Raw genomic sequence first — 24,885 nt, 5'->3', positions numbered from 1 at the left:
GGTGACGTCACTTGTTCGTCGCCCCCTTGGGCAGGTCGGCCGCGGTGACCTGCCACCAGGGCAGCATCCGGTACATGGGCTTGTCGCTGACCTTCTCCGTGCTCCACGGCGGCGGGCTGACGGCCGTGGTCACCGAGCGCACCTGCACCCGCTCGACGCGGCCGTCCGCGCCCCATTCGGCGCCCATGCGGTACATCACGATGCGCCGGACATAACGCTCGGACAGCTCACCGCGCATGCCGACGGGGTTGTTCTGCGCGGTGTGCGAGTTGAGGAAGAACTCCCAGCCGCGGCGCAGCATGTTCTGCTGGGTGTGGCTGGGGACCGGGTTGTGGAGGATGCCGGCTCCGTCGCGGGCGGTCAGGTCGGTCCAGCCGGTGGTCCGCGGCTTGCCGTCCGCGCCGCGCAGCTGGGCGCGGACCTCGACGTCTATGTTCTGCTGGAGCGGGTTGGGCGCGAACAGCTTCCAGTTCTGCTCGTACTCGGGGTAGACGTAGTCGCTGATCAGGTCGCCTCGCTGCTTGCTGAGCGTGTTCTGCGGTGCCACGTGCAGGAACATCATGGCCAGATGGATCGCGACGATCACGGCGCCCGCGCTGGCCGCTACGCCCACGACGATCCGTGAGGGCAGCGAGAGCGCGGTGGGTGGCCGCGTTTCGTCCCCATATGACTGCATTCCCGCCCCGTTCCCAGAATCCACTCGGCTGACACTCCGCCGACTCCGCCACGGAACGGTACCTACGTGGCAGCACCCGGCACACCCTCCCCTGAGTTTTCTCAGGGTTGACACCCGCGGCCCGCCCACCCACCATTGAACCGAACGATCGGTCGGTCGGGAGCGAGGGGGCACCACATGACGACGATCGCGCCGGAAGAATCGGCACTCGAAGCCGTCTTCGACGCCACCGTGGCCGCGGACGAACGCATCGAACCGCGCGACTGGATGCCGGACGCCTACCGCTCATCCCTCGTACGCCAAATAGCGCAACACGCCCACTCCGAGATCATCGGCATGCAGCCGGAAGCCAACTGGATCACCCGCGCGCCGTCACTGCGCCGCAAGGCGATCCTCATGGCCAAGGTCCAGGACGAAGCCGGCCACGGCCTCTACCTCTACAGCGCCGCCGAAACCCTCGGCACGGGCCGCGACGAGCTCCTCGACAAGCTGCACACCGGCCGCCAGAAGTACTCCTCGATCTTCAACTACCCGACCCTGACCTGGGCCGACGTCGGCGCCATCGGCTGGCTGGTGGACGGCGCGGCGATCACGAACCAGGTCCCGCTGTGCCGCTGCTCCTACGGCCCCTACGCCCGCGCCATGGTCCGCATCTGCAAGGAGGAGTCCTTCCACCAGCGCCAGGGCTACGAACTCCTCCTCGCCCTCAGCCGCGGCACCGAAGCCCAGCACGCCATGGCACAGGACGCGGTCGACCGCTGGTGGTGGCCCTCACTGATGATGTTCGGCCCGCCGGACGACGAATCGGCGCACTCCGCACAGTCCATGGCCTGGAAGATCAAACGGCACTCCAACGACGAGCTGCGCCAGCGCTTCGTCGACATCTGCGTCCCGCAGGCCGAGGTCCTCGGGCTCACGCTCCCCGACCCGGACCTGACGTGGAACGGCGAGCGCGGCCACTGGGACTTCGGCCCCATCGACTGGGCCGAGTTCCGGGAAGTCCTCAAGGGCAACGGCCCCTGCAACGAACAGCGGATCAGCCGCAGGCGACAGGCGCACGAGGACGGCGCCTGGGTCCGCGAGGCGGCCGCCGCACACGCGGCCAAGCACGGAAAGGCCGACCGATGACCACACCACGCCCCGCCGACACCCCCGCAGCCGACGCGGCAGACGGCATCCGGTCCGCCGAATGGCCCCTGTGGGAGGTCTTCGTACGCAGCCGCCGCGGCCTCTCCCACACCCACGCCGGCAGCCTGCACGCGCCGGACGCCGCCATGGCGCTGCGCAACGCCCGCGATCTCTACACCCGCCGCTCGGAGGGCGTCTCCATCTGGGTGGTGCCCTCCGCCCAGGTCACCGCCTCCTCACCGGACGAGAAGGACTCCTTCTTCGAACCGGCCGGCGACAAGCCCTACCGCCACCCGACCTTCTACGAGATCCCGGACGGGGTGCATCACCTTTGACGAACCTCACCCTCACCCCGGCCCTGGCCCTCGGGGACGACGCGCTGATCCTCTCCCACCGCCTGGGCGAGTGGGCCGGCCACGCCCCCGTCCTGGAGGAGGAGGTCGCACTGGCCAACATCGCCCTGGACCTGCTCGGCCAGGCCCGCATCCTGCTCTCCCTGACCGGCGACGAGGACGAACTGGCCTATCTGCGCGAGGAGCGCCAGTTCCGCAACCTCCAGCTCGTCGAACAGCCCAATGGCGACTTCGCCCACACCATCGCCCGCCAGCTCTACTTCTCCAGCTACCAGCAACTGCTGTTCGATCACCTCGCCACGGGCGAGAGCGACCTGGCGCCACTGGCCGCGAAGGCCGTCAAAGAAATCGCCTACCACCGCGACCACGCCGAACAGTGGACCCTGCGACTGGGCGACGGCACCGACGAGAGCCACGCCCGTATGCAGCGCGGCCTGGACGCCCTGTGGCGCTTCACCGGCGAGCTCTTCGAACCGGTCGAAGGCCTGGACGTGCCCTGGCCCGCGCTGCACGACGCCTGGACCACCCGCATCACCGAGCTGCTGGGACGCGCCACGCTCACCGTCCCGCAGGGCCCGCAGCGCGGCGCCTGGACCGCGGGCGCGGGCCGCCAGGGCCTGCACACCGAACCGTTCGGGCGGATGCTCGCCGAGATGCAGCATCTGCACCGCAGCCACCCGGGAGCGACATGGTGACCACCACCGCCCTCACCGCCCTCGAAGAGAAGCTGCTGGCACTGGCCGGATCCGTGCCCGACCCCGAGCTACCGGTGCTCACCCTCGCCGAGCTCGGAGTGCTGCGCGGCCTACGGCTGACGGCCCCGGACCGCGCCGAAGTACAGCTCACGCCCACCTACACCGGCTGCCCCGCCATCGAGGCGATGTCCGCCGACATAGAGCGGGTACTGCACGAGAACGGCATCCCCGAGGTCGAGGTCCGTACGGTCCTGGCCCCGCCCTGGACCACGGACGCCATCACCGCCGAGGGCCGCCGCAAGCTCGCCGAATTCGGCATCGCCCCACCGCGCCCCACCGGACCGGCAAGCGGGCCCATCACCGTCGACCTGACGATCCGCTGCCCGCACTGCGGATCCACCGACACCACCCTGCTCAGCCGCTTCTCCTCCACGGCATGCAAGGCACTGCGCCGCTGCGAGGCCTGCCGCGAACCCTTCGACCACTTCAAGGAGTTGTGATGTTCCACCCGCTCCAGGTCCGGGAGGTCCAGCGGCTCACGGACGACGCGGTGGCCGTCACGTTCACGGTCCCGCCGGAACTGCGCGAGACCTTCCGGCACACCCCAGGCCAGCACATCGCGCTGCGCAGATCGGTCGACGGCCAGGAGATCCGCCGCACCTACTCCATCTGCGCTCCGGCCACCGACGATCCCGTACTGCGCGTGGGCATCCGCCTCGTCGAGGACGGCGCGTTCTCCACCTACGCCCTCAAAGAACTCACCGCCGGCGACACCGTCGAGGTCATGGCCCCGGCCGGCCGGTTCACCCTCGCACCCCGCCCGGGCCACTTCGTCGGAATCGTCGGCGGCAGCGGCATCACCCCCGTGCTCTCCATCGTCACCACCCTGCTCGCCCGGCAGCCCGACGCCCGCTTCTGCCTGATCCGCAGCGACCGCACGGCGGCCTCGACGATGTTCCTGGAAGAGGTGGCCGACCTCAAGGACCGCTATCCGGAGCGCTTCCAGCTGATCCAGACCCTCTCCCGCGAGGAGCAGCAGGCGGGTCTGCCATCCGGACGGCTGGACGAAGAGCGGCTGCGTGCGCTGCTGCCCACGTTGCTGACCATCGACTCGGTCGACGGCTGGTTCCTGTGCGGCCCCTACGGCCTGGTCCAGGGCGCCGAACGGGCACTTCGCGCGCTCGAGGTCCCCCGCGGACGCATCCACGAAGAGATCTTCCACATCGAGAACGGCACCACAACCGCGCCTCTGACCCCTGCCGCGTCCGCACCCACGCACAGCACGGTGACCGCCACGCTCGACGGGCGCTCCGGCAGCTGGTCCGTGCAGCAGGGCGAATCGCTGCTGGAGGCGGTGCTGCGCAACCGCGCGGACGCACCGTACGCGTGCAAGGGCGGCGTGTGCGGCACCTGCCGGGCGTATCTGGTGTCCGGCGAGATACGTATGGACCGCAATTTCGCGCTGGAGGCGGAAGAGGTGGACGCCGGATATGTGCTGGCCTGCCAGTCACACCCGGTCACGGAAAAGGTCGAGCTGGACTTCGACCGCTGACACCGGCCGCCCCACCCGCCCGAGGACATTTCCCGCCCCGCCATTCCCAATTCCTGTAACCTGTTCTACCTTGACGCTCCGTCAGGTCAATGCGCCGCGCGGGAGGACAGAACCGTGGACTTCACCTTCACCGAGGAGCAGCAAGCCGCCCTCGAAGCGGCCCGGGCCGTCTTCTCCGGCGTCACTCCCGACAGCGTGCCCAGCCCGGCGCTCACCCCAGGAGCCGTCGCCGACGACTTCGACCGCCCGCTGTGGCACAAGCTCGCCGACGCCGATCTCCTGAGCCTGCTGATCGGCCCCGAACACGGCGGCGCGGGCCTCGACCCGATCGCCCTCTGCCTCGTACTGCGCGAAGCGGCCAAGGTGCTGGCACGCGTACCACTGCTGGAATCCACCGCCGCCGCGTACACCCTCCAGAAACACGCGGCCGGTGATCTCCGCGCCGAGGTGCTGCCAGGCATCGCCACGGGCGACCTCGTCATCACGGTGGCCGCCGGCGGCAGCACCGGACACGACCCCGCCGAACTCGCCGTGACCGCCCGCCGGGACGGCACCGACTGGATACTCGACGGTACCCAGACCGCCGTCCCCTGGGCCCAGACCGCCGACCGGATCCTGCTCCCGGCACACACCCGCGACGGCCACGCCGTCCTCGCCCTCGTCCCCCGTGCCCACCCCGGACTCGCCCTCGAGGACCAGTTCTCCACCAGCGGCGAACGCTACGCCGAGGTCCGGCTGGATTCCGTACGCCTCAGCCCCCGGGAAACGATCACCGATCCCGCTGCCTGGGAGACACTCCGCCATGTCCTGACCACCGGCACCTGCGCGCTCGCCCTAGGCCTCGGCGAACGAGTCCTCGCCATGACCAGCGACTACACGAGCAAACGCGAACAGTTCGGCCACCCCGTGGCCACCTTCCAGGCCGTCGCCGTCCAGACCGCCGACCGCTTCATCGACCTGCGGGCCATGGAAGCCACCCTCTGGCAGGCCGCATGGCGCATCACCACCGGCGCGGCCGGCGCGCTGCCGCCCGCGGGCGATGTCGCGGTCGCCAAGATCTGGGCCGCCGACGGCGTACGACGCGTCGTCCAGACCGCCCAGCATCTGCACGGCGGCTTCGGCGCCGACACCGACTACCCACTCCACCGCTACCACGCCTGGGCCAAACAGCTCGAGCTCTCCCTGGGCCCGGCCGCCGCCCACGAGGAGGCGCTCGGCGATCTTCTGGCCGCGCACCCGCTGAGCTGAGGGGAGGAAGGGGAAGGGAAGGGAGCCGCCCGCGGCCCGCGAAGCCGATCGCGGGGGGACGAGGGGATCTCCAAGAAAGCGGACCGCGAGGCGAGCGAGCCGCGAACGACCAGCTCAGCCGGGGTCCTGCTGTCCGGATTACTCAGCGGAGTCCGCTCGGCCGGGGCCGCCGGCCGAGCACATCAGACGACCGCGCCGGTGCCGCCCTTGCCGTCGGACACGGGACGTCCGGTGGCTTCCCACGCCTGCATGCCGCCCTCGACGTTCACGGCGTCGATGCCCTGCTGGATCAGATACTGCGCCACCTGAGCCGAACGCCCGCCGACCCGGCACAGGACATACACCTTGCCGCCTTCGGGAGCCGCCTCGGTCAACTCCCCGTAACGGGCAACGAATTCGCTCATCGGGATGTGCAGAGCACCCTCGGCGTGCCCGGCCTCCCATTCGTCGTCCTCGCGCACGTCCAGGAGGAAGTCCTCGGACGTGAGAGCGTCGACACCGATCGTGGGCAGAGAACCAATATGCATGCTCTCGACGCTACCCGACCAGCTGCGCGAGATACGCCTCGCGTTCCGCGACGTCGGCGAGCAGCTTCTCGGCGATCTCGTCCAACAGCGCGTCCGGATCCTGCGGCGCCATCTTGATCATCGCCCCGATCGCGCTCTCCTCGAGCTCCGCCGCGACGGCGGCCAGCAGCTCCTTGCGCTGGGCCAGCCACTCCAGCCGGGCGTAAAGCTCCTCGCTCTCGCTCAGCCGCTCCTCGGCCGGCGCGGGACCGGCCGCCCACTCCTGCGCCAGCTGCCGCAGCGCCGCCTCGTCACCCCGCCCATACGCCGCATTGACCTGCGCAATGAACGCATCCCGCCGGGCCCGCTCCGCATCGTCCCGCGCCAGGTCCGGGTGAGCCTTGCGCACCAGATCGCGGTAGACCTTGCGGGTCTCCTCGCTCGGCCGCACCTTCTGCGGCGGCTGCACCGGCTGCTCGGTCAGCATCGCCTGCGCCTCGGGGAACAGCCCGTCCGAGCCCATCCAGCCGTGGAACAACTCCTCCACATCGGGCATCGGCAACACGGAAGCCCGCGCCTCCTTGGCCTTACGGATGTCCTCGGGGTCACCCGTACGTGCCGCCACGGCCTCGGCGATCTGTGCATCCAGCTCGTCCAGCCGCGCATACATGGGGCCGAGCCGCTGGTGATGCAGCCGGGAGAAGTTCTCCACCTCCACCCGGAACGTCTCCACCGCAATCTCGAACTCGATCAGCGCCTGCTCAGCCGCCAGCACGGCCTTCGCCAGGCGCCGGGTGGCCTCGTCCTGAGCCGCGTGATCGCCCCGCTCGCCACCGGGAGCGTCGGCCGCCTGCGGGCCGGCAGGGGCCTCGGGCGTCCGCGGGGCGGCCTGATCCTCCGGTGCCTGTGGGCCGGCCGAGGCGCCGGGGGTGCCCGGTGCGCCGGGCGCACCCAGTGCGTCCGATCGGTCCTGGCCGTCCTGCGCGTTCTCCGCGTGCGAGTTCGTCACTCGGTCAGCGTACGGCCCATGGGGACGCGGGGGCTCCGTAGACAGGTGGGGGGTGGGGGAGAACACCTGGCCCCCTGGCGGTCCGCCCCGGCTCCCCTTCCCCCTCCCCCCCGCCCCACCCCTCGCCCACCCACACCCCTACCCTCGCCCCCGCGCCCCTTCCGCCGCCCGCCCCCATCGCCGCAGCCGTCGCCCGCACCCCGCCCGGGTACCCCCGCGCAGCCGCCCGCCCCGAGCGGCCCGCCCCAGCAACCCCACCGCAGACCGACGTCAAAGCCCGCAGCAGATCACCGTCAGATCCGGCCCGTCCTCGTCATACCCCCATCTCCGCGGCTATCCGGCCGCTCTTGACCGCCGCCACCAGTTCCGCGTGATCCGCTTCCGTACGGTCCGCATACGCCACCGCGAACGCCACCACCGCCTCGTCCAGCTCCTCCCCCTTGCCGCAGTACCCAGCCACCAGCCGCGGGTCGACGCTGTGCGCATGCGCCCTCGCCAGCAGTGCACCGGTCATCCGTGCGTAGTCGTCCAGCTGGTCTCCGGTGAGCTGCGCCGGATCCACGCTGCCCTTGCGATTCCTGAACTGTCGAACCTGGAACGGCAGCCCCTCCTGCTCTCCGATCCCCGCCAGGTCCTGCACCGTCGTCCAGCCCAACAACGTGTCACTTACGACCTGCATCCGCCGCTGTCCTCGCACCACCCGGCGCCCCTCGTGCGCCACCGACGGAACCGGAAAGCCGGCCTTCTCCACGAACGGCGCCAGCACCGAACCTCGCGCTTCCTTCACCTGCAGCACGAGCGGCTCGCCCCGGTGATCAAGCAGCAGCACCACATACGAGCGCAGGCCCACGCTGCCCGTCCCGACCACCCGGAAGGCCACATCGTGGACGGCGTACCTTGCCAGCAGGGGCAGCCGGTCCTCAGGGAGCGTCTCCAGATAGCCGGCGAGCGAGGAAGCCACCGCCGCCGCTTCCGCATCCGGTATTCGCCGCAGCACCGGCGGCGCGTCCACGAACTGCCGGCCGCCGTCCGGCCGCCGCTCCGTAGCCTTCGCCGCGAACCGCGCGCTGGTGTTCTTGCGCGCCTTGGCTGCGACCCGCTCCAGCGTGCCCAGCAGATCACGGGCGTCGGTGTGCGAGACCAACTCCTCGTCCGCGATCGCGTTCCACGCCTCGGTCACCGGCAGCTTCGCCAGCAGCCGCATCGTGCGCCGATACGCGCCCGCCGCGTCCTGCGCCGCCTTGCCGCAGCCGTCCTCCCCTACCCCCGCCTCGCGTCCCGCCAGCACCAGCGACGTCGCGAGCCGCTTGACGTCCCACTCCCACGGCCCGTACACGGTCTCATCGAAGTCATTGAGATCGATGACGAGGCCGCCGCGGGCATCCGCGTAGAGGCCGAAGTTGGCGGCGTGGGCATCCCCGCAGATCTGTGCGCCTATGCCGGTAACAGGAGTGGCCGTGAGGTCGTACCCCATCAAGCCCGCGGAACCGCGCAGAAAGGCGAAGGGACTGGCAGCCATCCGCCCGACCCGTATGGGCGTCAGCTCCGGCAGCCGTCCGGCATTGGACTCCTCGACCGCCGCCACCGCGTCCGGCCGCCCGGCCGCGCTCGACAGCGCGGCCTGCTCGGAACGCGGCAGCCGCTCGCGCAGCGCCCGGCCGGCGGCCTTGGGCGACGCTCCCTGCGCGTCCACCTTCGCAAACCCCGATACGTACGGCACACGCGACATCGCGCGCCACCTCCCCCTTCACGACCCGCTTCCGTCCGGCCTGACCGGCCGGTTCCGTCTCGTTCGCCCATGACGGTACCGACACTGTCCGCGGTCCGGCAGGGCCTGTGGATAACTCTGTGTGGGGGCCTGAAATATGAGGGGCAAAAAGCACGGGAGGGGCGCGAAGGAAGGTGAACAAGGAGATCTAATCCGCTGAAATACGAGGTCAGGACGCCAGAGTTGCCCACTGCCCGAGGGCCGCTCGACGGGCAAGTCCCACCGGGTAGTTGCCGGAGAAGCCGAAGGTGCACGGGGCGGAAGCGGGGCGGAGAGCCATCAAGAAGAGGTGGCGTCGAGCCAGCTGACGCAACGTCCGGTCAGGCGCCCCCACCGGGCAGGGAGCCAGCCGCTCAATTCAGGCCAACGGCCAACGGCCAAGTGCCGGGTCCCGGAACCCGGGACCCGGGACCCGGGACCCGGGTCCAGGCACCGACGACCCCCAACCCTCGCACCACCCGCCCCAACTCCACCTCGAAACCACCTATACACCCAGCCCACCTAAACCCCCACGGCCTCCTCCATCTCCTCCTCCATCGCCTCCTGCACCACCCGCACCGGCACCCGCTCCGGAACCGTCGCCGCCACCGCAGCCGCCGCCACCGCCGCGGCATTGGCGACCGCCGTCGCCTCGGCCGTACGCCGCTTCCTCTCGGCGAGCCCCGCCACGCCGACGATCAGCACGCCGACGACCAGCCATGCGGCCAGCGTCCACACATGCCCGGCCAGCCCGTAGCCGTCGAAGTAGACATGGCTGCGGGTGCCTTCGACGAAGCCCGCGCCGTTCCAGAACGAGTGCAGCGCGGCGAAGAAGCCGTTCTGCATCTCGGGGCGGAAGATCCCGCCGGACGACGTGAAGTTGAGCATCACGAACAGCGCCATCACCCCGAGCGTGGTCCAGCGCTTGAGGAAGGTGTGCAGCCCGGTGCCGATCAGCAGGATGCCCGCGGAATAGAGCCAGGCCATGCCCCACAACCCCCACAGCCCGTGGTCGACGAGGTGGAAGACCGGACCGGCGAACGCCGCGCCGATGAGGCCGACCACGAAAGACGTGCCGAGCGCCAGCGCCGCCCGCAGCCGCACCGGCAGTACGGCGCCGGCCCCGCCGATCACGGCGACCGAGGCGTACGAGCCGATGCTGATCGCGACCAGCAGGAAGAAGATGCCCTGGCCCGTCGGATCGTCCTCGGCGGTCGGTGCCACGTCTGTGACCTTGAGCGGGACGCCCTGCTGCGCCGCGATCGGCGTGAAGATCTTCTGCACCACGGATGCGCTGGTGTCGGACCCCGCAGTCGCCACGATCAGCTCGGGACCGGACGGCCGAGCCCCATCGTTTGCCCCGCGCCCTGCCGCCTCAGTCCCGGCGCCGGCCCCGCCCCCAGCGATCTCACCCGTACCGCCCTTCGCCTTCATCACATAGGCACCGAAGATGTCCTGGCGCTTGAGCTGGTCGATCGCGGCGGACCGGCGGTCCACCGTCCGCACCTCCAGATCACCGCCCGCCCTGTCGTTGATCGACTGGGCGAGCAGCTGAGCCTTCTGACCCGACCCGACGATCGCCACGGGCAGGTGGTGCGGCGCGGGATTGGCGAAGGCTCCGAGATACGCCAGGCCCATGCCGATGCACATCAGCAGCGGGGTGATCAGATGCATCAGGACATGCCGCAGCCCCGCGGAGCGAGCCGAACGATGCGTGCCGTGGCGCTCCGTACGGCGATCGGCCGGGTCGGCGCCGCGGGGATCGTCACGGTGGTGGTCGGGACGGGGGACCGGACTCATGGTGCAGCCCTTCTCAGCTAGGCGGAACGGTCATATCGGTCGTCGCAGCGGCGCGCAGGGCCCTCCATGAACGCTTCGCGGAGGGCGATCCACAGAGACGGCGACCCCCACAGCGGGCCGACGCGCCCCAGGGACGAACAGCTGGGCAGCACACACAACCAAAGAGTTGGTAATTACAACCATCAACTCACGTTGTACTATACAACTACCTCTAGGAAAGGCAACCCCGTGCCCCACCGCGACACCTCCGTCGAGACCATCCAGCAGGAGATGACCGCTTTCGCCCGGCGGGCCCGCGCGACCGCCGCGCGGATGCACCCCGAGCTGTCACTGGTCTCCTACACCCTGCTTGCGCACCTCGATGACCAGCAGGGATGCCGCGCCACGGACCTGGCGGCGCACTACCTCCTGGACAAGTCCACAGTCAGCCGGCAGATCGCCGCGCTGGAGAAGCTCGGCTTCGTCGAACGCCGCGTCGACCCGGACGACCAACGCGTCCAGGTGTTGCACCCCACAGACAAGGGCGCCGAGGTGCTCGCCAACGTCACCGCGAGCCGCCGCCTGGCGTTCCACGAGCGGCTGGCCGACTGGGACGAGGACGACCTCGACCGCTTCGCGACGTACCTACGGCGCTACAACGCCGCCCAGGAACGACTCAGCTGACACGGAAGAGCCCCCGCGCCCCGTACCCGCCGAACCCCCTACCGCCGAAACCGCTCCGGACACTGCCCGCCATCGGTGAGATACGTCTCCGCCCACCGCGACAGCTCCTTGAGCGCCGTCTCCATCGCCCGCCCGGCCTCCGTCAGCCGGTAGGCGACACGCAGCGGCGGGCCCTCGTCCACCTCGCGCACGACCAGGCCGGTCGCCGCCAGCTCCATGAGGCGGTCGGACAGCATGCGCTCACTGATCCCGGGGATCGCCCGCCGCAGGTCGGCGAAGTGCACCGGTCCCGGCATCAAAGTGGCGACGATCAGGCCCGTCCAGCGTTTCCCGAACAGCTCGAAGACGCGCGTCATGCCGACGTCGACTTGCCTGCACGTCGCCTCGCTGTGGTCCATGGCCCCAGGGTACCGCTTTGATGTTGGCTACTGCAGAAAAGTAAGCTCCTGTGCTATCAATAGGTACGTACGGAATTCAACAAGTGCGCCGAGCATCGTCCGGCCGCGACCGAAGGACCGATCACCATGGCCACCCTTCTGCACATCGACACCTCCGTCTTCCCCGAGGGCGGCTCCGCCTCCCGTTCGGTGACCGCGGCCTTCCGCAAGGCCTGGGAGGAGCAGCACCCCGACGGCACCGTTATTTACCGCGACCTGGGCGTCGACCCGCTGCCGCACCTGGACGGCATCGCCGCGTCCGCCGGCTTCTCCGACCCCGCCACCCACTCCCCCGAGCAGCAGGCCGCCTTCGCGGTGCGCGTCGAACTCGCCGAGGAGCTGGAGAAGGCCGACGCGGTCCTGATAGCCGCGCCGATGTACAACTTCACGATCCCCTCCACCCTCAAGGCATGGCTCGACCAGGTGATCATCATGGGCCGCACGGCGGGCCCCGAGCCGTCCGCCAAGGGCACCCCGGTGACCGTCGTCGCCAGCCGCGGCGGCTCGTACGCGCCGGGCACTCCCCGCGAGGGCATGGAGTACGTCCAGAACTACCTCGAGGCCGTCCTGGGCAGCGGGCTCGGCCTGGATGTGGACTTCATCGTCCCCGAGCTGACCATGGCGCCGGTGAACGAGGCGATGGCCGACCTGATCCCGAAGTACGAGGCCTCCCGCGACAAGGCCCACGAGGACGCGGCGGCCAAGGCCAAGGCCCTCGTCGAGCGCTTCGCCGCCTGACGTCGCAGCCGGCAACCCGACTCCCCGGCACCGGGCCCGACGCCGGGGAGCGGCACCGCGGGGAGCGGCACGGTCACGCCGCTCCCCGCCCGGCACTCTCCCCGCTCCAACGCCCCGGCCAGGGCCCCGCTGCCGCAATGGATACAGGGGTTGCGAGGAATGCCACGGGGCCCGCGAATGGCCTGGCATCCGCAAAGGCAACCCGCGGAATAAATGCCATGGAATGCGATGAATGCGGCAGATGCCGGAATGTGAGGCGGGCGGGAACGCCCCATGTGCCCCACGCAACAACGTGACAAGCACAACAAGAAACCCCCGATCTCCGGATTTCTCCGGAGACCGGGGGTCTCATCTGTGCGCGAGGGGGGAGTTGAACCCCCACGCCCTTTCGGGCACTGGAACCTGAATCCAGCGCGTCTGCCTATTCCGCCACCCGCGCATGGGTGCTGCCGATTGATTCTCTCACGCGATCCGGGCTGTTCCGTCCGGGTCTTGTGCGAGCGCCTGCCGACATCCAGAAGATTAGCACGGTGTTGAGGGTGCCTTCACACGCCTTTCCCCAGGCCCCGCACGCCGGCCGCCACCGGGGCCGCCGACCGCGCTCACCCGGGCATTCGCCGACTGCGCCGTCGAGGGTTCACACTCGCGGTGTCCGCCGACGGGGGACGTGCCCCTCACGGGGTCCACCATGGGCCACCCTGGCTTGGCCGGAAGGGCTCAGACCCCCGCCCGGTCGGACAGCCCGGCGGTTGCGGGACACTGTGTTGGGGGCACATCTACGATCGCAGTGCTTGAACAGTGGGCAAGGAGACAGGCAAGGTCCGGGCAACCCTGTGAGGGGCGACACTCGTCTCCCAGGCGGGAAAGGGGAACCAGCCGATTTCCCCACGCGTGGATACGATCAGTAAGCAGTATCAGGACGACCCGATCAGGACGACCCCGAGGAAGACTGAGGAAGGAGGTGCCCCGTGGGAGTACTGAAGCGTTTCGAGCAGCGTCTCGAAGGTCTCGTCAACGGCACCTTCGCCAAGGTGTTCAAGTCCGAGGTGCAGCCCGTCGAGATCGCCGGCGCGCTGCAGCGTGAGTGCGACAACAACGCCACCATCTGGAACCGCGACCGCACGGTCGTCCCCAACGACTTCATCGTGGAGCTGAGCGCGCCCGACTTCGAGCGGCTGAGCCCGTACAGCGGCCAGCTCGGCGATGAGCTGTCGAGCATGGTGCGTGACTACGCCAAGCAGCAGCGGTACACCTTCATGGGCCCGATCAAGGTCCATCTGGAGAAGGCCGACGATCTCGACACCGGCCTGTACCGCGTCCGCAGCCGCACGCTCGCCTCCAGCACGTCCCAGGAGCCGGCAGGCCAGCGCGCCGCCCCCGCGATGCCCCGTGGCGGCCAGCCCGGTGGCGGACACGTGGGTGCGCCCCCCATGCCCTCCTCCCCGCCTCCCGGCGGCGCGCAGCCCGTACCCCGTACGGCACCGCCCGGTGCAGGACCGCAGCCCTATGCGCAGACCCGGCGCTGGATCGAGATCAACGGCACCCGCCACCAGATCTCGCGTCCGACGCTGGTGCTGGGCCGCAGCACCGACGCTGACGTACGGATCGACGACCCGGGTGTCTCCCGGCGTCACTGTGAGATCCGGGTCGGAACGCCCCCCACGATCCAGGATCTGGGTTCCACGAACGGCATCGTGGTAGACGGGCAGCACACCACTCGCGCTAATCTCCGCGACGGCTCGCGGATTGTCGTGGGCAGTACCACCATCGTTTACCGGCAAGCCGAAGGGTGAAGCGGGGGCAATGTCAGAGCTGACCCTCACGGTCATGCGGTTGGGTTTCCTCGCCGTACTGTGGCTGTTCGTCATCGTGGCCGTTCAGGTCATCCGCAGCGATCTGTTCGGCACGCGCGTCACACAGCGCGGGGCCGCCCGGCGCGGCGGGCAGGAAGCGCGTACCCAGCGCCAGGCCGCTGCGCCGCCGCAGCAGCAGCGCCGCCAGGACAGCGGCCGCGGCGGCAACCGCCAGCGGCGCGGAGCACCCACCAAGCTGGTGGTCTCCGAGGGCTCGCTGACCGGCACCACCGTCGCCCTCCAGGGCCAGACGATCTCGCTGGGCCGCGCGCACGACTCCACCATCGTGCTGGACGACGACTACGCGTCCAGCAGGCATGCCAGGATCTACCCGGACCGTGACGGCCAGTGGATCGTCGAGGATCTCGGTTCCACCAACGGCACGTACCTGGACCGGACCCGGCTGACGACCCCGACACCGATCCCGCTGGGAGCCCCGATCCGCATCGGCAAGACCGTCATCGAGCTGCGGAAGTAGTACGACAATGAGCGAGCGGAGCGAGCGAGCCGCGGCGGTCCACCCGACGGACCCGGGCGTGCTCCCGACCGGAGGGTGGGCAGTGTGGCTCGAGACCGGCTGTACCCCGAACCGACGGGTGAGGTGCGCATGAGTCTGTCCCTGCGCTTCGCCGCCGGATCGCACAAGGGCATGATCCGCGAGGGCAACGAGGACTCCGGCTATGCCGGTCCCCGGCTGCTTGCCATCGCCGACGGGATGGGCGGCCAGGCCGCCGGTGAGGTCGCCTCCTCCGAGGTGATCTCCACTCTCGTCCAGCTCGACGACGACGTTCCGGGCTCGGACATCCTGACGTCGCTCGGCACGGCCGTGCAGCGGGCCAATGACCAGCTGCGGGTGATGGTCGAAGAGGACGCGCAGCTGGAGGGCATGGGCACGACGCTCACCGCCCTGCTGTGGACCGGGCAGCGGCTCGGCCTCGTACACGTCGGTGACTCGCGCGCGTATCTGCTGCGGGACGGCGTGCTGACGCAGATCACACAGGACCACACCTGGGTGCAGCGGCTGGTCGACGAGGGCCGGATCACCGAGGAAGAGGCCACGACGCATCCGCAGCGGTCGCTGCTGATGCGGGCGCTGGGCAGCGGTGATCATGTCGAGCCGGATCTGTCGATCCGCGAGGTGCGGGCCGGTGACCGGTATCTGATCTGCTCGGACGGGCTGTCAGGGGTGGTCAGCCACCAGACGCTGGAAGAGACCCTCGCCAGTTACCAGGGGCCGCACGAGACGGTGCAGGAGCTGATTCAGCTCGCGCTGCGCGGTGGCGGGCCCGACAACATCACGTGCATCGTGGCCGACGTCCTGGACGTGGACGGCGCGGACACGATGGCCGGGCAGTTCAACGACACCCCGGTGATCGTCGGCGCCGTGGCCGAGAACCAGAACCAGCTCAGCGACCCGAGCACGATGCAGACGCCGGCCGCCCGCGCCGCCGAGCTCGGCCGCAGGGACGGCCCCCCGGCGCCTCCCGGTGGCGCCTTCGGCCCGCCCGGCAGCGGTGGCCCCGACGTCGGGGGCCCGCCGCAGGGCTCGTTCGGCGCGTTCACCGACGAGGACTTCCTCAAGCCGCCGCGGCGCGGGAAGTGGCTCAAGCGGTCGCTGTTCATCGCCCTCGCGCTGGCCGTGGTCGGCGGTGGGCTCTACGGCGGGTACCGCTGGACGCAGACCCAGTACTTCGTCGGCGTCAAAGACGATCACGTCGCGCTCTACCAGGGGATCAGCCAGGACCTGGCGTGGATCTCCCTGAACAACGTGGACGAGGACCACCCCGAGATCGAACTCAAGTACCTACCCGTGTACCAGCGGAACCAGGTCAAGGAGACGATCGCGGTCGACAGCCGCAATCAGGCGAGCGAGAAGGTCACCGAGCTCGGCAAGCAGGCCAATGCCTGCCTCGCCAAGGAGCAGCGGGAGGCCGCCGCCGAGGAGGCTGCCCGTAACAAGGGCCGGGGCAAGGCAGGCGGTACGTCCGGCGGCAAGACCGGTTCGGCCGGCAAGCCCGGCAGCACCGCCAAGCCCGGCAGCACCGCGAAGCCCGGCACGGCGGACAAGGCGACGTCGGACGGCGTTGTGCCCAGCGCGTTCGCCGCGTCCGCCACTCCCACACCCACCACCAGCCAGGCCCCCTCAGAGGAGCAGCAGAAGCTGGAAAAGAATTGCAGCACCCAGCAGTGAGGGCGTAGGGGGCCGTACATCTGATGAGCAGTACCACCAACACCACCACCGTCGGCACCATCGGAGCTCCGAGCCGCCGGAACACCGAGCTGGCGATGCTCGTCTTCGCGGTGCTGATTCCGGTGTTCGCCTATGTCAACATCGGCCTGGCGAAGGACGGCTCGGTCCCCGCCGGCGTCTTCGGCTATGCGCTGGGGCTGGGGCTGCTGGCGGGTGTCGCACATCTGGTCGTCCGCAAGTGGGCGCCGTACGCCGACCCGCTGATGCTGCCCATCGCCACTCTGCTCAACGGACTGGGCCTGATCTTCATCTGGCGGCTGGACCAGGAGCCGGCGATCACCACCAAGCAGCTGGGCGGTGCGATGGCGCCGGGCCAGCTGATGTGGTCGACGCTCGGTGTCGGGCTCTTCCTGGCCGTGCTGATCTTCCTCAAGGACCACCGTGTCCTGCAGCGCTATACCTATATCTCCATGGTCCTCGCGCTGGTGCTGCTCATCGCCCCGGTGTTCTTCCCGGCGCGGTTCGGTGCCCGAATCTGGATCACCATCCCGGGTGTCGGCGGACTGCAGCCCGGCGAGTTCGCCAAGATCATCATCGCGATCTTCTTCGCGGGCTACCTCATGGTCAAGCGGGACGCGCTGGCGCTGGCCAGCCGCCGTTTCATGGGGCTCTACCTCCCGCGCGGTCGTGACCTGGGCCCGATCCTCGTCATCTGGGCGCTGAGCCTGATGATCCTGGTCTTCGAGACCGACCTGGGTACGTCGCTGCTGTTCTTCGGTCTCTTCGTCGTGATGCTGTACGTGGCCACCGAGCGCACCAGCTGGATCGTCTTCGGTCTGCTGCTCAGCGGGGGCGGCGCGGTCGCGGTGGCGACGTTCGAGTCGCACGTCCAGGTCCGCGTCCACAACTGGCTCAACCCGCTGGAGCTGTCCAACGGCGGTGTCACGGAGACCGCCCAGGCGATGTACTCCTTCGGCTCCGGCGGCATCATGGGCTCCGGTCTCGGCCAGGGCTACTCCCGTCTCATCGGCGGTATCGCGCCCAAGAGTGACTACATTCTCGCCACCGTCGGCGAGGAGACCGGCCTCGCCGGACTGATGGCGATCCTGATGCTCTACGGCCTGCTGATCGAGCGGGGCATCCGTACGGCGCTGGCCGCGCGTGACCCGTTCGGCAAGCTGCTGGCGATCGGCCTGTCCGGCGCGTTCGCGCTCCAGGTCTTCGTCGTCGCCGGCGGTGTGACGGGCCTGATCCCGCTGACCGGTATGACGATGCCGTTCCTGGCCCAGGGTGGCTCGTCCGTGATCGCCAACTGGGCGCTGGTCGCGATCCTGCTGCGGATCAGCGACACCGCCCGTCGGCCCGCTCCGGCTCCCGCCCCGTCCCCCGACGCCGAGATGACCCAGGTGGTCCGTCCGTGAACAAGCCCCTGCGCCGGGTCGCGATCTTCTGCGGCCTGCTCGTCCTCGCGCTGCTGATCCGCGTCAACTGGGTGCAGTTCGTCCAGGGCGACGAGCTCAAGAACGACCCGCACAACCGCCGGGTCGCCATCGAGCGCTACAGCATGCCGCGCGGCGACATCATCGTGGACGGCAAGGCCATCACCGGCTCGACGACCACCGACAGCGGCGACTTCAAGTACAAGCGGACGTACAAGAACGGCAAGATGTGGGCGCCGGTCACCGGCTATGCCTCGCAGGCCTTCGACGCCAACCAGCTGGAAAAGCTGAACGACGGCATCCTCTCCGGCACCGACGACAAGCTCTTCTTCAGCCGCACGGTCGACATGTTCACCGGCGGCAAGCAGAAGGGCGGCAACGTGGTGACCACCCTGGACGCAAAGGCCCAGGAGGCCGCGTTCAAGGGGCTGGGGAACCAGAAGGGCGCGGTCGCCGCGATCAACCCGGAGACCGGCGCGATCCTGGCGCTGGCCAGCACCCCGTCGTACGACCCCTCGACGTTCGCGGGCAACACCGACAAGGACGCCAAGGCGTACAACGCGCTGCAGAAGAAGAGCGACCCGGACGAGCCGATGCTCAACCGGGCGCTGCGCCAGACCTACCCGCCCGGCTCCACCTTCAAGGTCGTGACGGCCTCGGCGGCGCTGGAGAACGGTCTCTACGACGACGTCGACGCCGCTACCAAGTCGCCGGTGCCGTATACGCTGCCCGACACCTCCGGCCTCCCGCTGAAGAACGAGGGCTCCATCCAGTGTGAGAACGTCAGCCTGCGCGAGGCCCTGCGCCTGTCCTGCAACACGGTCTTCGGCAAGATCAGTGCCGACCTCGGCAACAAGAAGATGAAGGCCGAGGCCGAGAAGTTCGGCTTCAACAACCCGGAGATCGACACCCCGGTCCGGGCCGCGGAGAGCATCTTCCCCACGGACAACCGGCCGCAGAACGCGATGGCGGGCATCGGGCAGGCGTCCAACCGCGCCACCCCGCTGCAGATGGCCATGGTCGCCTCGGCGGTCGCCAACGGCGGCAAGCTGATGAAGCCGTACATGGTCGAGCAGCTGGAGGCCCAGAACCTCAGCGTGGTGCAGCAGCACACGCCGCAGGTGATGAGTAACCCGCTCTCGCCGGAGAACGCGCAGAAGATCCAGAGCATCATGGAGACCGTCGTCAAGGACGGCACGGGAACCAAGGCTCAGATCCCCAACGTCACCGTCGGCGGTAAGACCGGCACCGCGCAGCACGGCGAGAACAACAAGGACAACCCGTACGCCTGGTTCATCTCGTACGCGAAGACCTCCAAGGGAACCCCCGTCGCGGTGGCCGTGGTCATTGAGGGATCCGACACACTCCGCGATGACATCGCCGGCGGCGCTCTCGCAGCTCCCATCGCCAAGGACGTCATGGAGGCGGTGCTCGAGAGCAACAAGTGACGCGGGCCATGCCAATACCGGTCGGATATCAGGTTGTGGCAGCGGCCCGGTCCGGTGCAGCGAGCCGGGTACGGTATGCCCGGACAGCACACCGCCGGACCACACACAGGTGCGGTCGGGACTGACGGAGAGGGCTGGAGAAGCTTATGGAAGAGCCGCGTCGCCTCGGCGGCCGGTACGAGCTGGGGTCGGTGCTCGGCCGCGGTGGCATGGCCGAGGTCTACCTCGCGCATGACACCCGCCTGGGCCGCACCGTCGCTGTGAAGACGCTGCGGGTGGACCTCGCCCGCGATCCGTCTTTCCAGGCCCGGTTCCGCCGTGAGGCCCAGTCGGCCGCCTCGCTGAACCATCCGTCGATCGTCGCGGTGTACGACACCGGCGAGGACTATGTCGACGGGGTCTCGATCCCGTACATCGTCATGGAGTACGTCGACGGCTCCACGCTGCGTGAGCTGCTGCACTCCGGCCGCAAGCTGCTGCCCGAGCGCTCCCTGGAGATGACCACCGGTGTCCTCCAGGCGCTGGAGTACTCGCACCGGGCCGGCATCGTCCACCGTGACATCAAGCCGGCCAACGTCATGCTGACGCGCACCGGCCAGGTCAAGGTCATGGACTTCGGCATTGCCCGCGCGATGGGCGACGCCGGTATGACGATGACGCAGACCGCGGCGGTCATCGGCACCGCGCAGTACCTCTCGCCCGAGCAGGCCAAGGGCGAGCAGGTCGATGCCCGCTCCGACCTGTACTCGACGGGCTGTCTGCTCTACGAGCTGCTTACCGTGCGGCCGCCGTTCATTGGTGATTCGCCGGTCGCGGTGGCGTATCAGCATGTCCGCGAGGAACCGCAGAAGCCGAGCAACTTCGATCCCGAGATCACGCCGGAAATGGACGCGATCGTCCTGAAGGCGCTGGTCAAGGACCCTGACTACCGCTATCAGTCGGCCGATGAGATGCGCGCCGACATCGAGGCGGCGCTGGAGGGGCAGCCGGTCGCCGCGACTTCAGCGATGGGCGTGGGCGGTTTCGACCAGGACCAGCCCACCACGATGCTGCGCCCGCAGGACGGGGGCGGTCCGAAGACCTCCATGCTTCCGCCGATGAACGCTGACGACGGGGGCTACGGCTACGACGACCGCGCCGACCGCCGGCGCGGTGGTGGCCAGAAGAAGAGCCACACGTCGACGGTTCTGCTGGTGCTCGCGGCCGTTCTCGTTCTGGTCGGTGCGATCTTCATCGGCCGGGCGATGTTCAGCGGCGGCGGCAACAACGGCAAGCAGGACCTGGTCAACCTCGTCGGCAAGTCCCTGGACGAAGCCAAGCAGTACGGGAAGAACGGCGGGTTCAAGGTGGCCGTGGGGGGCCGCAAGGCCTGCACCAACGTCAAGAAGGACCAGGTCACCTCGCAGGATCCGGAGCCCCCTGGCAAGATCGCTTCGGGCGACGCGATCACGGTCACGCTGTGCACGGGGCCCGTCAAGGTGACCGTCCCTAACGTCGAAAGTCTGCCGTTCGAGGACGCGCGCAAGGAGCTCGCGAACAAGGGCTTCCACAACGTCGTACCGGTCAAGAAGACGTCCGATCGTCCGAAGGGCACCGTCCTCGGCCAGGACCCCAAGGCCGGGAGCAAGGCGCCCAAGGACACCGAAATCACGCTGACGGTCGCGGAGGAAAGCCCGAAGACGGATGTCCCGAACGTCACGGGTCAGGACTTCGCGGCGGCCGAGAAGCAACTGACGGACCTGGGATTCAAGGTCACCAAGACCGAGCAGGATGCGACCGACCCGAACCAGGTCGGCAAGGTGCTCTCACAGAGCCCGGAGGGCAACACCAAGGCCAAGCCGGGCTCGGTCATCTCGCTGACGGTCGGCAAGGCCGCGGCACAGACGCCGGTGCCCAACGTCGTCAACCTGCCGGTCAAGGCCGCGAAGAAGGTACTGGAGCAGGCCGGCTTCAAGAACGTCCAGTTCGCCGACGGCAGCCCGCAGGACGACAACGCCCTGGTGACTGCCCAGGACCCCGCGGCGAACACGCCTTCCGACCCCAACACCACGACCGTGACGCTGACCACCCAGCCCGGCGGCGGCAACGATAACGGGGGCAACAACGGCAACAACGGCGGCTTCTGGGCCGGCGCCTTCGGGGGGAATTAGCGGCCCACACGTCGTACGACGAAGCCCCGGCAGCCCTTGGAGGGCGGTCGGGGCTTCGTCGTGCAGGAAGGAGCGCCGCAGGGGCCGTCCGCGGGGCTAGCGGAGTTCCTTGGGAGGTGTGCGGTCCGCGTTGACCTTCTCCGTGCGCTCCAGCTCGCCCCAGACGACGTAGCGGTAGTTCGAGGTGTAGACCGGGGTGCAGGTCGTCAGGGTGATGTAGCGGCCGGCCTTGCGCTTGCCGGACTCCTTGGGGATGTTGTCGAGGACATCCACGTTGTACTTCGAGGTCTGGCTGAGGACGGCGTAGACCTTGTAGACGTACCAGGTGTCGCGGGTCTCGAAGACGATCGGGTCGCCGTCCTTGAGCTTGTCGATGTTGTGGAACTTCGCGCCGTGGCCGTCGCGATGCGCGGCGAGCGTGAAGTTGCCTTTCTTGTCCTCGGGCAGCCCCGACTTGACCGGCTTGGTGTAGTAGCCCGCCACGCCCTCGTTGAGGATTTCCGCGCCGGTGCCCTTCTTGACCAGTATTTCGTCGTTGTCCATCGCCGGGACGTGGAGGAAGCCGATGCCGTCCTTGGTGTCCAGCTCTCCCGGCCCCTTGGGGCCGCTGTGGCCGCCCTTGGCCCAGTGCTCGCGTACCACGTCGCTCTGCTTGTGGGCCTCGCGGTCGGCGAGGACGTTGGTCCACCACAGCGAGTAGACGACGAACAGGCCCAGGACCAGGCCGGCCGTGATCAGCAGTTCGCCGATGACGCTGACGACGGAGGCGACGATCCACCATCCGCGGCGCGGCTTCGGGGACGGCTCGGAGGGGTCGGTGTCCTCGTCGCGTCCGGTCACAGTCACCGCGTATACCCCTCTTACCTTCGTTCAGCCTGTGAGCGCTGCCGGTTTGCCTTTGCTCCGCGGGCGCTCGTCGACCATCTTGCCCCAGACGATCATCCGAAAGGTACTGGTGAATTCCGGGGTGCAGGTCGTCAGCGTGATGTAGCGGCCGGGACCGGTGAATCCCGAGCCGGGCGGTACGGGTCCGATCACGCTGGTGTTGCTCGGAGACGTCTGCGGGAGGATGCTCTCCATTTCGTACGTGTAGTACGCGCTCTGGGTCTCGACGACGATCTTGTCGCCCTTGGTGAGCTTGTTGACGTAGCGGAACGGCTCGCCGTGGGTGTTGCGATGGGCGGCCACCGCGAAGTTGCCCTTCTTGTCCCAGGGCATTGCGGTCTTGATTCCGCTGCTCTTGTCGTAGTGGCCGACCATGCCGTGGTCGAGCACGTTGTGCTTGTCGATGCCCTCGGCTATCGGCGCCTTCACGTCCAGCTTCGGGATGTACATGATGCCGAAGCGCTCGCCGACCGCGAGGTTCTTCTTCTCTCCGCCGCCCTTGTCCCACTGGTGCTGGAGGGTGGTGGCGGCGCCGCCCGCTTCCTCGTCGGCCATCACGTTCGTCCACCACAGCTGGTAGGTGACGAACAGCAGCATCAGTACGCCGAGGGAGATGAACACCTCGCCCACGGCGCGGCTGACGATCAGGCTGAGGCTGTCCTTGGCCGCTCGTGCGGCGCGGCGGGCCTCCAGCCGGGAGGTGGGGACGGCGGGCGGTTCGGGGGCGGAGGCGGCCTTGGCGGCCGCGGTGGCCGCGGTGGCCCCGGCGCCGTGCCGGCCGCGTCTGCCGCCCCGCTTGGCGGCCTCCTGCGCGGCCTTACGCCGTGCCGCCCGGCCGCCTTCTGCCGGCGTCTCCGATGTTTCACGTGAAACGGCGTCGGTTTCACGGGCGGTTGTTTCACGTGAAACGTCGTCCCCGTCCACGCCCTTCCTGCGGTCGCGGCGCGCACCGCGCTCCTCGGCCTGGCGCAGAGCCATGGTCTCGTCGTCCCGCTGCGGCCCGGAGGAGGACGGCGGGGAGGCGGGGGCGGGGGGCTGCGGTGCGGCGTACGGCTCCGGCGCCGGCTCGGCGGCCGCGTAAGTCTCGTACCCCGGGCCGTAGCCGTGCCCCTGGCTCCGGGCGGATGCGGCCGACTCGGGCCCGAAGGCACGCTGTCGGCGGGGCGTGGCCTCGTGGGAGTCCGGCTCGGGTGCGGGCTGTGGAGCCGGCACTCCGGGCTGTTCCGTCTCGCGGTGCGGCTGGAACCAGGGCGAGCCGGCGCTCGCGGTGTGGGGGGCCGGGCGCCCGGGCTGCTCGTACGGCGCGGGATCGGGCGACGGTGTCTGCGGCCCCTGGCCCGGCAGCGGGTCGTTCAGGGGGTCGCTGAGCTGCCCTACGGCCGCCTCGAACGCGTCGGGGCGGCCGTAGGGATCCAGGGGATCGTATGGCTCCTGGGGGGCAGGGGGCTGCTCGGGCGCATACGACTGCGCCGACTCGTACGGCTCATAGGGTCTCCCTTCACGCTCCGGGCGCAGGGGCGTCACGCGCCCGCCTTGCCGACCACCGGGGCAAGCCCCACAGAGCGCCGCAGGGCTCCCTCGTCACCGCATTCCACCAGCCAGTTGGCCAGCATCTTGTGCCCCCACTCCGTCAGCACCGATTCGGGGTGGAACTGCACGCCCTCCACCGGGAGTTCGCGGTGCCGAAGGCCCATGACGATCCGTCCGCCGGGTACGTCCTCGGACTCCGTCCAGGAGGTGACGATCAGGTCGTCGGGGACGGTGTCGGGCTCGACGGCCAGTGAGTGGTAGCGCGTGGCCGTGAAGGGAGAGGGCAGACCGGCGAAGACCCCGGCGCCCTCGTGGATGACGGGCGAGGTCTTGCCGTGCAGGAGCTCGGGGGCCCGGTCCACCACGCCGCCGTAGGCGACCGCCATCGATTGCATGCCCAGACAGACGCCGAACACCGGGACGCCGGTTTCCGCGCAGTGCCGGACCATGTCGACGCAGACGCCGGCCTCCTCGGGCGTGCCGGGCCCGGGTGAGAGCAGGACGCCGTCGAAGCCGTCCTGAGCGTGCCGCGGCGCGACCTCGTCGTTGCGCAGCACCTCGCACTCGGCACCGAGTTGGTAGAGGTACTGGACGAGGTTGAAGACAAAGCTGTCGTAGTTGTCGACGACGAGAATCCGTGCGGTCATCGGAGTGCCGCCATCCCTTCATTGACCGTGACGTCATTGAAGGGGAGCAGCGGCTCCGCCCACGGAAAGACGTACTGGAAGAGCACGAAGACGATCGCCAGCACCAGCACCAGTGAAATCAGCGCCTTCACCCATGCGTTGCCCGGCAGATGCCGCCAGATCCAGCCGTACATGCGCTCGCTGTCCCCTT

The 24,885-nt window shown here is 69.2% G+C and carries 24 protein-coding genes and 1 tRNA gene; 14 read left to right on the top strand and 11 right to left on the bottom strand.

What is annotated here, in order from left to right; all coding sequences use genetic code 11:
• Positions 1-7: 7 nt before the first annotated feature.
• Positions 8-676, bottom strand: a complete 669-nt coding sequence (locus tag ACIRPT_RS22000; protein WP_403829520.1) for a DUF5819 family protein — start codon at positions 674-676, stop codon at positions 8-10.
• A 177-nt stretch (positions 677-853) separates the two neighbouring features.
• On the opposite strand from ACIRPT_RS22000, the gene paaA reads away from it, so the two are divergent.
• The 6 genes from paaA to ACIRPT_RS21970 all read left to right on the top strand — a co-directional run bounded on the left by paaA (position 854) and on the right by ACIRPT_RS21970 (position 5,652).
• Positions 854-1,804, top strand: a complete 951-nt coding sequence (gene paaA, locus ACIRPT_RS21995) for a 1,2-phenylacetyl-CoA epoxidase subunit PaaA (protein WP_403829518.1) — start codon at positions 854-856, stop codon at positions 1,802-1,804.
• On the top strand, positions 1,801-2,139 hold the full coding sequence (gene paaB, locus ACIRPT_RS21990; RefSeq protein WP_403829516.1) for a 1,2-phenylacetyl-CoA epoxidase subunit PaaB: 339 nt from the start codon (positions 1,801-1,803) through the stop codon (positions 2,137-2,139). Before paaA ends, paaB begins: the two co-directional genes overlap by 4 nt.
• Complete coding sequence (gene paaC / locus ACIRPT_RS21985; RefSeq protein ID WP_403829514.1) at positions 2,136-2,852, top strand: 1,2-phenylacetyl-CoA epoxidase subunit PaaC; 717 nt, start codon at positions 2,136-2,138, stop codon at positions 2,850-2,852. Before paaB ends, paaC begins: the two co-directional genes overlap by 4 nt.
• Positions 2,846-3,352, top strand: coding sequence for a 1,2-phenylacetyl-CoA epoxidase subunit PaaD (paaD, locus tag ACIRPT_RS21980; RefSeq protein WP_403829511.1), 507 nt, complete (start codon positions 2,846-2,848; stop codon positions 3,350-3,352). The genes paaC and paaD overlap by 7 nt, the downstream gene beginning before the upstream one ends.
• Positions 3,352-4,404 carry a 1,2-phenylacetyl-CoA epoxidase subunit PaaE gene (gene paaE, locus ACIRPT_RS21975; RefSeq protein ID WP_403829508.1) on the top strand — a complete coding sequence of 351 codons (1,053 nt, stop codon included), beginning with the start codon at positions 3,352-3,354 and terminating at the stop codon, positions 4,402-4,404. Before paaD ends, paaE begins: the two co-directional genes overlap by 1 nt.
• A 114-nt stretch (positions 4,405-4,518) precedes the next feature.
• On the top strand, positions 4,519-5,652 hold the full coding sequence (locus tag ACIRPT_RS21970; RefSeq protein WP_403829505.1) for an acyl-CoA dehydrogenase family protein: 1,134 nt from the start codon (positions 4,519-4,521) through the stop codon (positions 5,650-5,652).
• Between the two features lie 182 nt (positions 5,653-5,834).
• Here ACIRPT_RS21970 and ACIRPT_RS21965 read toward each other — a convergent pair whose 3' ends face one another.
• The 4 genes from ACIRPT_RS21965 to ACIRPT_RS21950 form a co-directional block, all read right to left on the bottom strand.
• Positions 5,835-6,179 carry a rhodanese-like domain-containing protein gene (locus ACIRPT_RS21965; RefSeq protein ID WP_403499913.1) on the bottom strand — a complete coding sequence of 115 codons (345 nt, stop codon included), beginning with the start codon at positions 6,177-6,179 and terminating at the stop codon, positions 5,835-5,837.
• 10 nt (positions 6,180-6,189) lie between these two features.
• A complete protein-coding gene (locus tag ACIRPT_RS21960) occupies positions 6,190-7,167 on the bottom strand; it encodes a hypothetical protein (RefSeq protein ID WP_403829502.1) in 978 nt (325 codons plus the stop codon).
• A gap of 313 nt (positions 7,168-7,480) precedes the next feature.
• The gene (locus tag ACIRPT_RS21955) at positions 7,481-8,896 is read right to left on the bottom strand and encodes a DUF2252 domain-containing protein (RefSeq protein WP_403829500.1); all 1,416 of its coding nucleotides are present in this window, start codon (positions 8,894-8,896) and stop codon (positions 7,481-7,483) included.
• 540 nt (positions 8,897-9,436) lie between these two features.
• The gene (locus ACIRPT_RS21950) at positions 9,437-10,714 is read right to left on the bottom strand and encodes an ABC transporter permease (protein ID WP_403829497.1); all 1,278 of its coding nucleotides are present in this window, start codon (positions 10,712-10,714) and stop codon (positions 9,437-9,439) included.
• Positions 10,715-10,942: 228 nt separating this feature from the next.
• Between ACIRPT_RS21950 and ACIRPT_RS21945 the strand changes: the two genes are divergently transcribed.
• Complete coding sequence (locus ACIRPT_RS21945; protein WP_403829494.1) at positions 10,943-11,377, top strand: MarR family winged helix-turn-helix transcriptional regulator; 435 nt, start codon at positions 10,943-10,945, stop codon at positions 11,375-11,377.
• Between the two features lie 38 nt (positions 11,378-11,415).
• Here the strand turns inward: ACIRPT_RS21945 and ACIRPT_RS21940 are convergent, their stop codons facing one another.
• Positions 11,416-11,775, bottom strand: a complete 360-nt coding sequence (locus ACIRPT_RS21940) for a winged helix-turn-helix transcriptional regulator (RefSeq protein WP_403499900.1) — start codon at positions 11,773-11,775, stop codon at positions 11,416-11,418.
• 126 nt (positions 11,776-11,901) lie between these two features.
• Between ACIRPT_RS21940 and ACIRPT_RS21935 the strand changes: the two genes are divergently transcribed.
• Positions 11,902-12,552, top strand: coding sequence for an FMN-dependent NADH-azoreductase (locus ACIRPT_RS21935; protein WP_403499897.1), 651 nt, complete (start codon positions 11,902-11,904; stop codon positions 12,550-12,552).
• A gap of 355 nt (positions 12,553-12,907) precedes the next feature.
• Here ACIRPT_RS21935 and ACIRPT_RS21930 read toward each other — a convergent pair.
• Positions 12,908-12,991 (bottom strand) — tRNA-Leu (locus ACIRPT_RS21930).
• A gap of 529 nt (positions 12,992-13,520) precedes the next feature.
• On the opposite strand from ACIRPT_RS21930, the gene ACIRPT_RS21925 reads away from it, so the two are divergent.
• The 6 genes from ACIRPT_RS21925 to pknB all read left to right on the top strand — a co-directional run bounded on the left by ACIRPT_RS21925 (position 13,521) and on the right by pknB (position 21,633).
• A complete protein-coding gene (locus ACIRPT_RS21925; RefSeq protein WP_403499895.1) occupies positions 13,521-14,345 on the top strand; it encodes an FhaA domain-containing protein in 825 nt (274 codons plus the stop codon).
• Positions 14,346-14,355: 10 nt separating this feature from the next.
• Entirely contained in the window at positions 14,356-14,883 is a 528-nt protein-coding gene (locus ACIRPT_RS21920; RefSeq protein ID WP_403499893.1) for an FHA domain-containing protein, read from the top strand.
• Positions 14,884-15,012: 129 nt separating this feature from the next.
• Entirely contained in the window at positions 15,013-16,596 is a 1,584-nt protein-coding gene (locus ACIRPT_RS21915; RefSeq protein ID WP_403829489.1) for a PP2C family protein-serine/threonine phosphatase, read from the top strand.
• A 23-nt stretch (positions 16,597-16,619) separates the two neighbouring features.
• Positions 16,620-18,017, top strand: coding sequence for an FtsW/RodA/SpoVE family cell cycle protein (locus ACIRPT_RS21910; protein WP_403499888.1), 1,398 nt, complete (start codon positions 16,620-16,622; stop codon positions 18,015-18,017).
• Positions 18,014-19,483, top strand: coding sequence for a peptidoglycan D,D-transpeptidase FtsI family protein (locus tag ACIRPT_RS21905; protein WP_403829486.1), 1,470 nt, complete (start codon positions 18,014-18,016; stop codon positions 19,481-19,483). Before ACIRPT_RS21910 ends, ACIRPT_RS21905 begins: the two co-directional genes overlap by 4 nt.
• Positions 19,484-19,629: 146 nt before the next feature.
• A complete protein-coding gene (gene pknB / locus ACIRPT_RS21900; RefSeq protein WP_403829483.1) occupies positions 19,630-21,633 on the top strand; it encodes a Stk1 family PASTA domain-containing Ser/Thr kinase in 2,004 nt (667 codons plus the stop codon).
• 96 nt (positions 21,634-21,729) lie between these two features.
• Here the strand turns inward: pknB and ACIRPT_RS21895 are convergent, their stop codons facing one another.
• Genes ACIRPT_RS21895 through ACIRPT_RS21880 form a run of 4 tightly spaced genes read right to left on the bottom strand, consistent with a single transcriptional unit; the run spans position 21,730 to position 24,868 of the window.
• The gene (locus tag ACIRPT_RS21895; RefSeq protein ID WP_403499880.1) at positions 21,730-22,479 is read right to left on the bottom strand and encodes a class E sortase; all 750 of its coding nucleotides are present in this window, start codon (positions 22,477-22,479) and stop codon (positions 21,730-21,732) included.
• A gap of 24 nt (positions 22,480-22,503) precedes the next feature.
• A complete protein-coding gene (locus tag ACIRPT_RS21890) occupies positions 22,504-24,042 on the bottom strand; it encodes a class E sortase (protein WP_403829480.1) in 1,539 nt (512 codons plus the stop codon).
• Entirely contained in the window at positions 24,039-24,695 is a 657-nt protein-coding gene (locus tag ACIRPT_RS21885; RefSeq protein WP_403499874.1) for an aminodeoxychorismate/anthranilate synthase component II, read from the bottom strand. Before ACIRPT_RS21885 ends, ACIRPT_RS21890 begins: the two co-directional genes overlap by 4 nt.
• Positions 24,692-24,868: a hypothetical protein gene (locus tag ACIRPT_RS21880; RefSeq protein ID WP_403499871.1), complete on the bottom strand. Its 177-nt coding sequence runs from the start codon at positions 24,866-24,868 to the stop codon at positions 24,692-24,694. Before ACIRPT_RS21880 ends, ACIRPT_RS21885 begins: the two co-directional genes overlap by 4 nt.
• Positions 24,869-24,885 lie beyond the last annotated feature (17 nt).

Source organism: Streptomyces sp. NPDC101227 (genome assembly GCF_044767545.1).
Lineage (GTDB): Bacteria > Actinomycetota > Actinomycetes > Streptomycetales > Streptomycetaceae > Streptomyces.
This window is presented reverse-complemented; position numbering and strand designations above follow the sequence as displayed.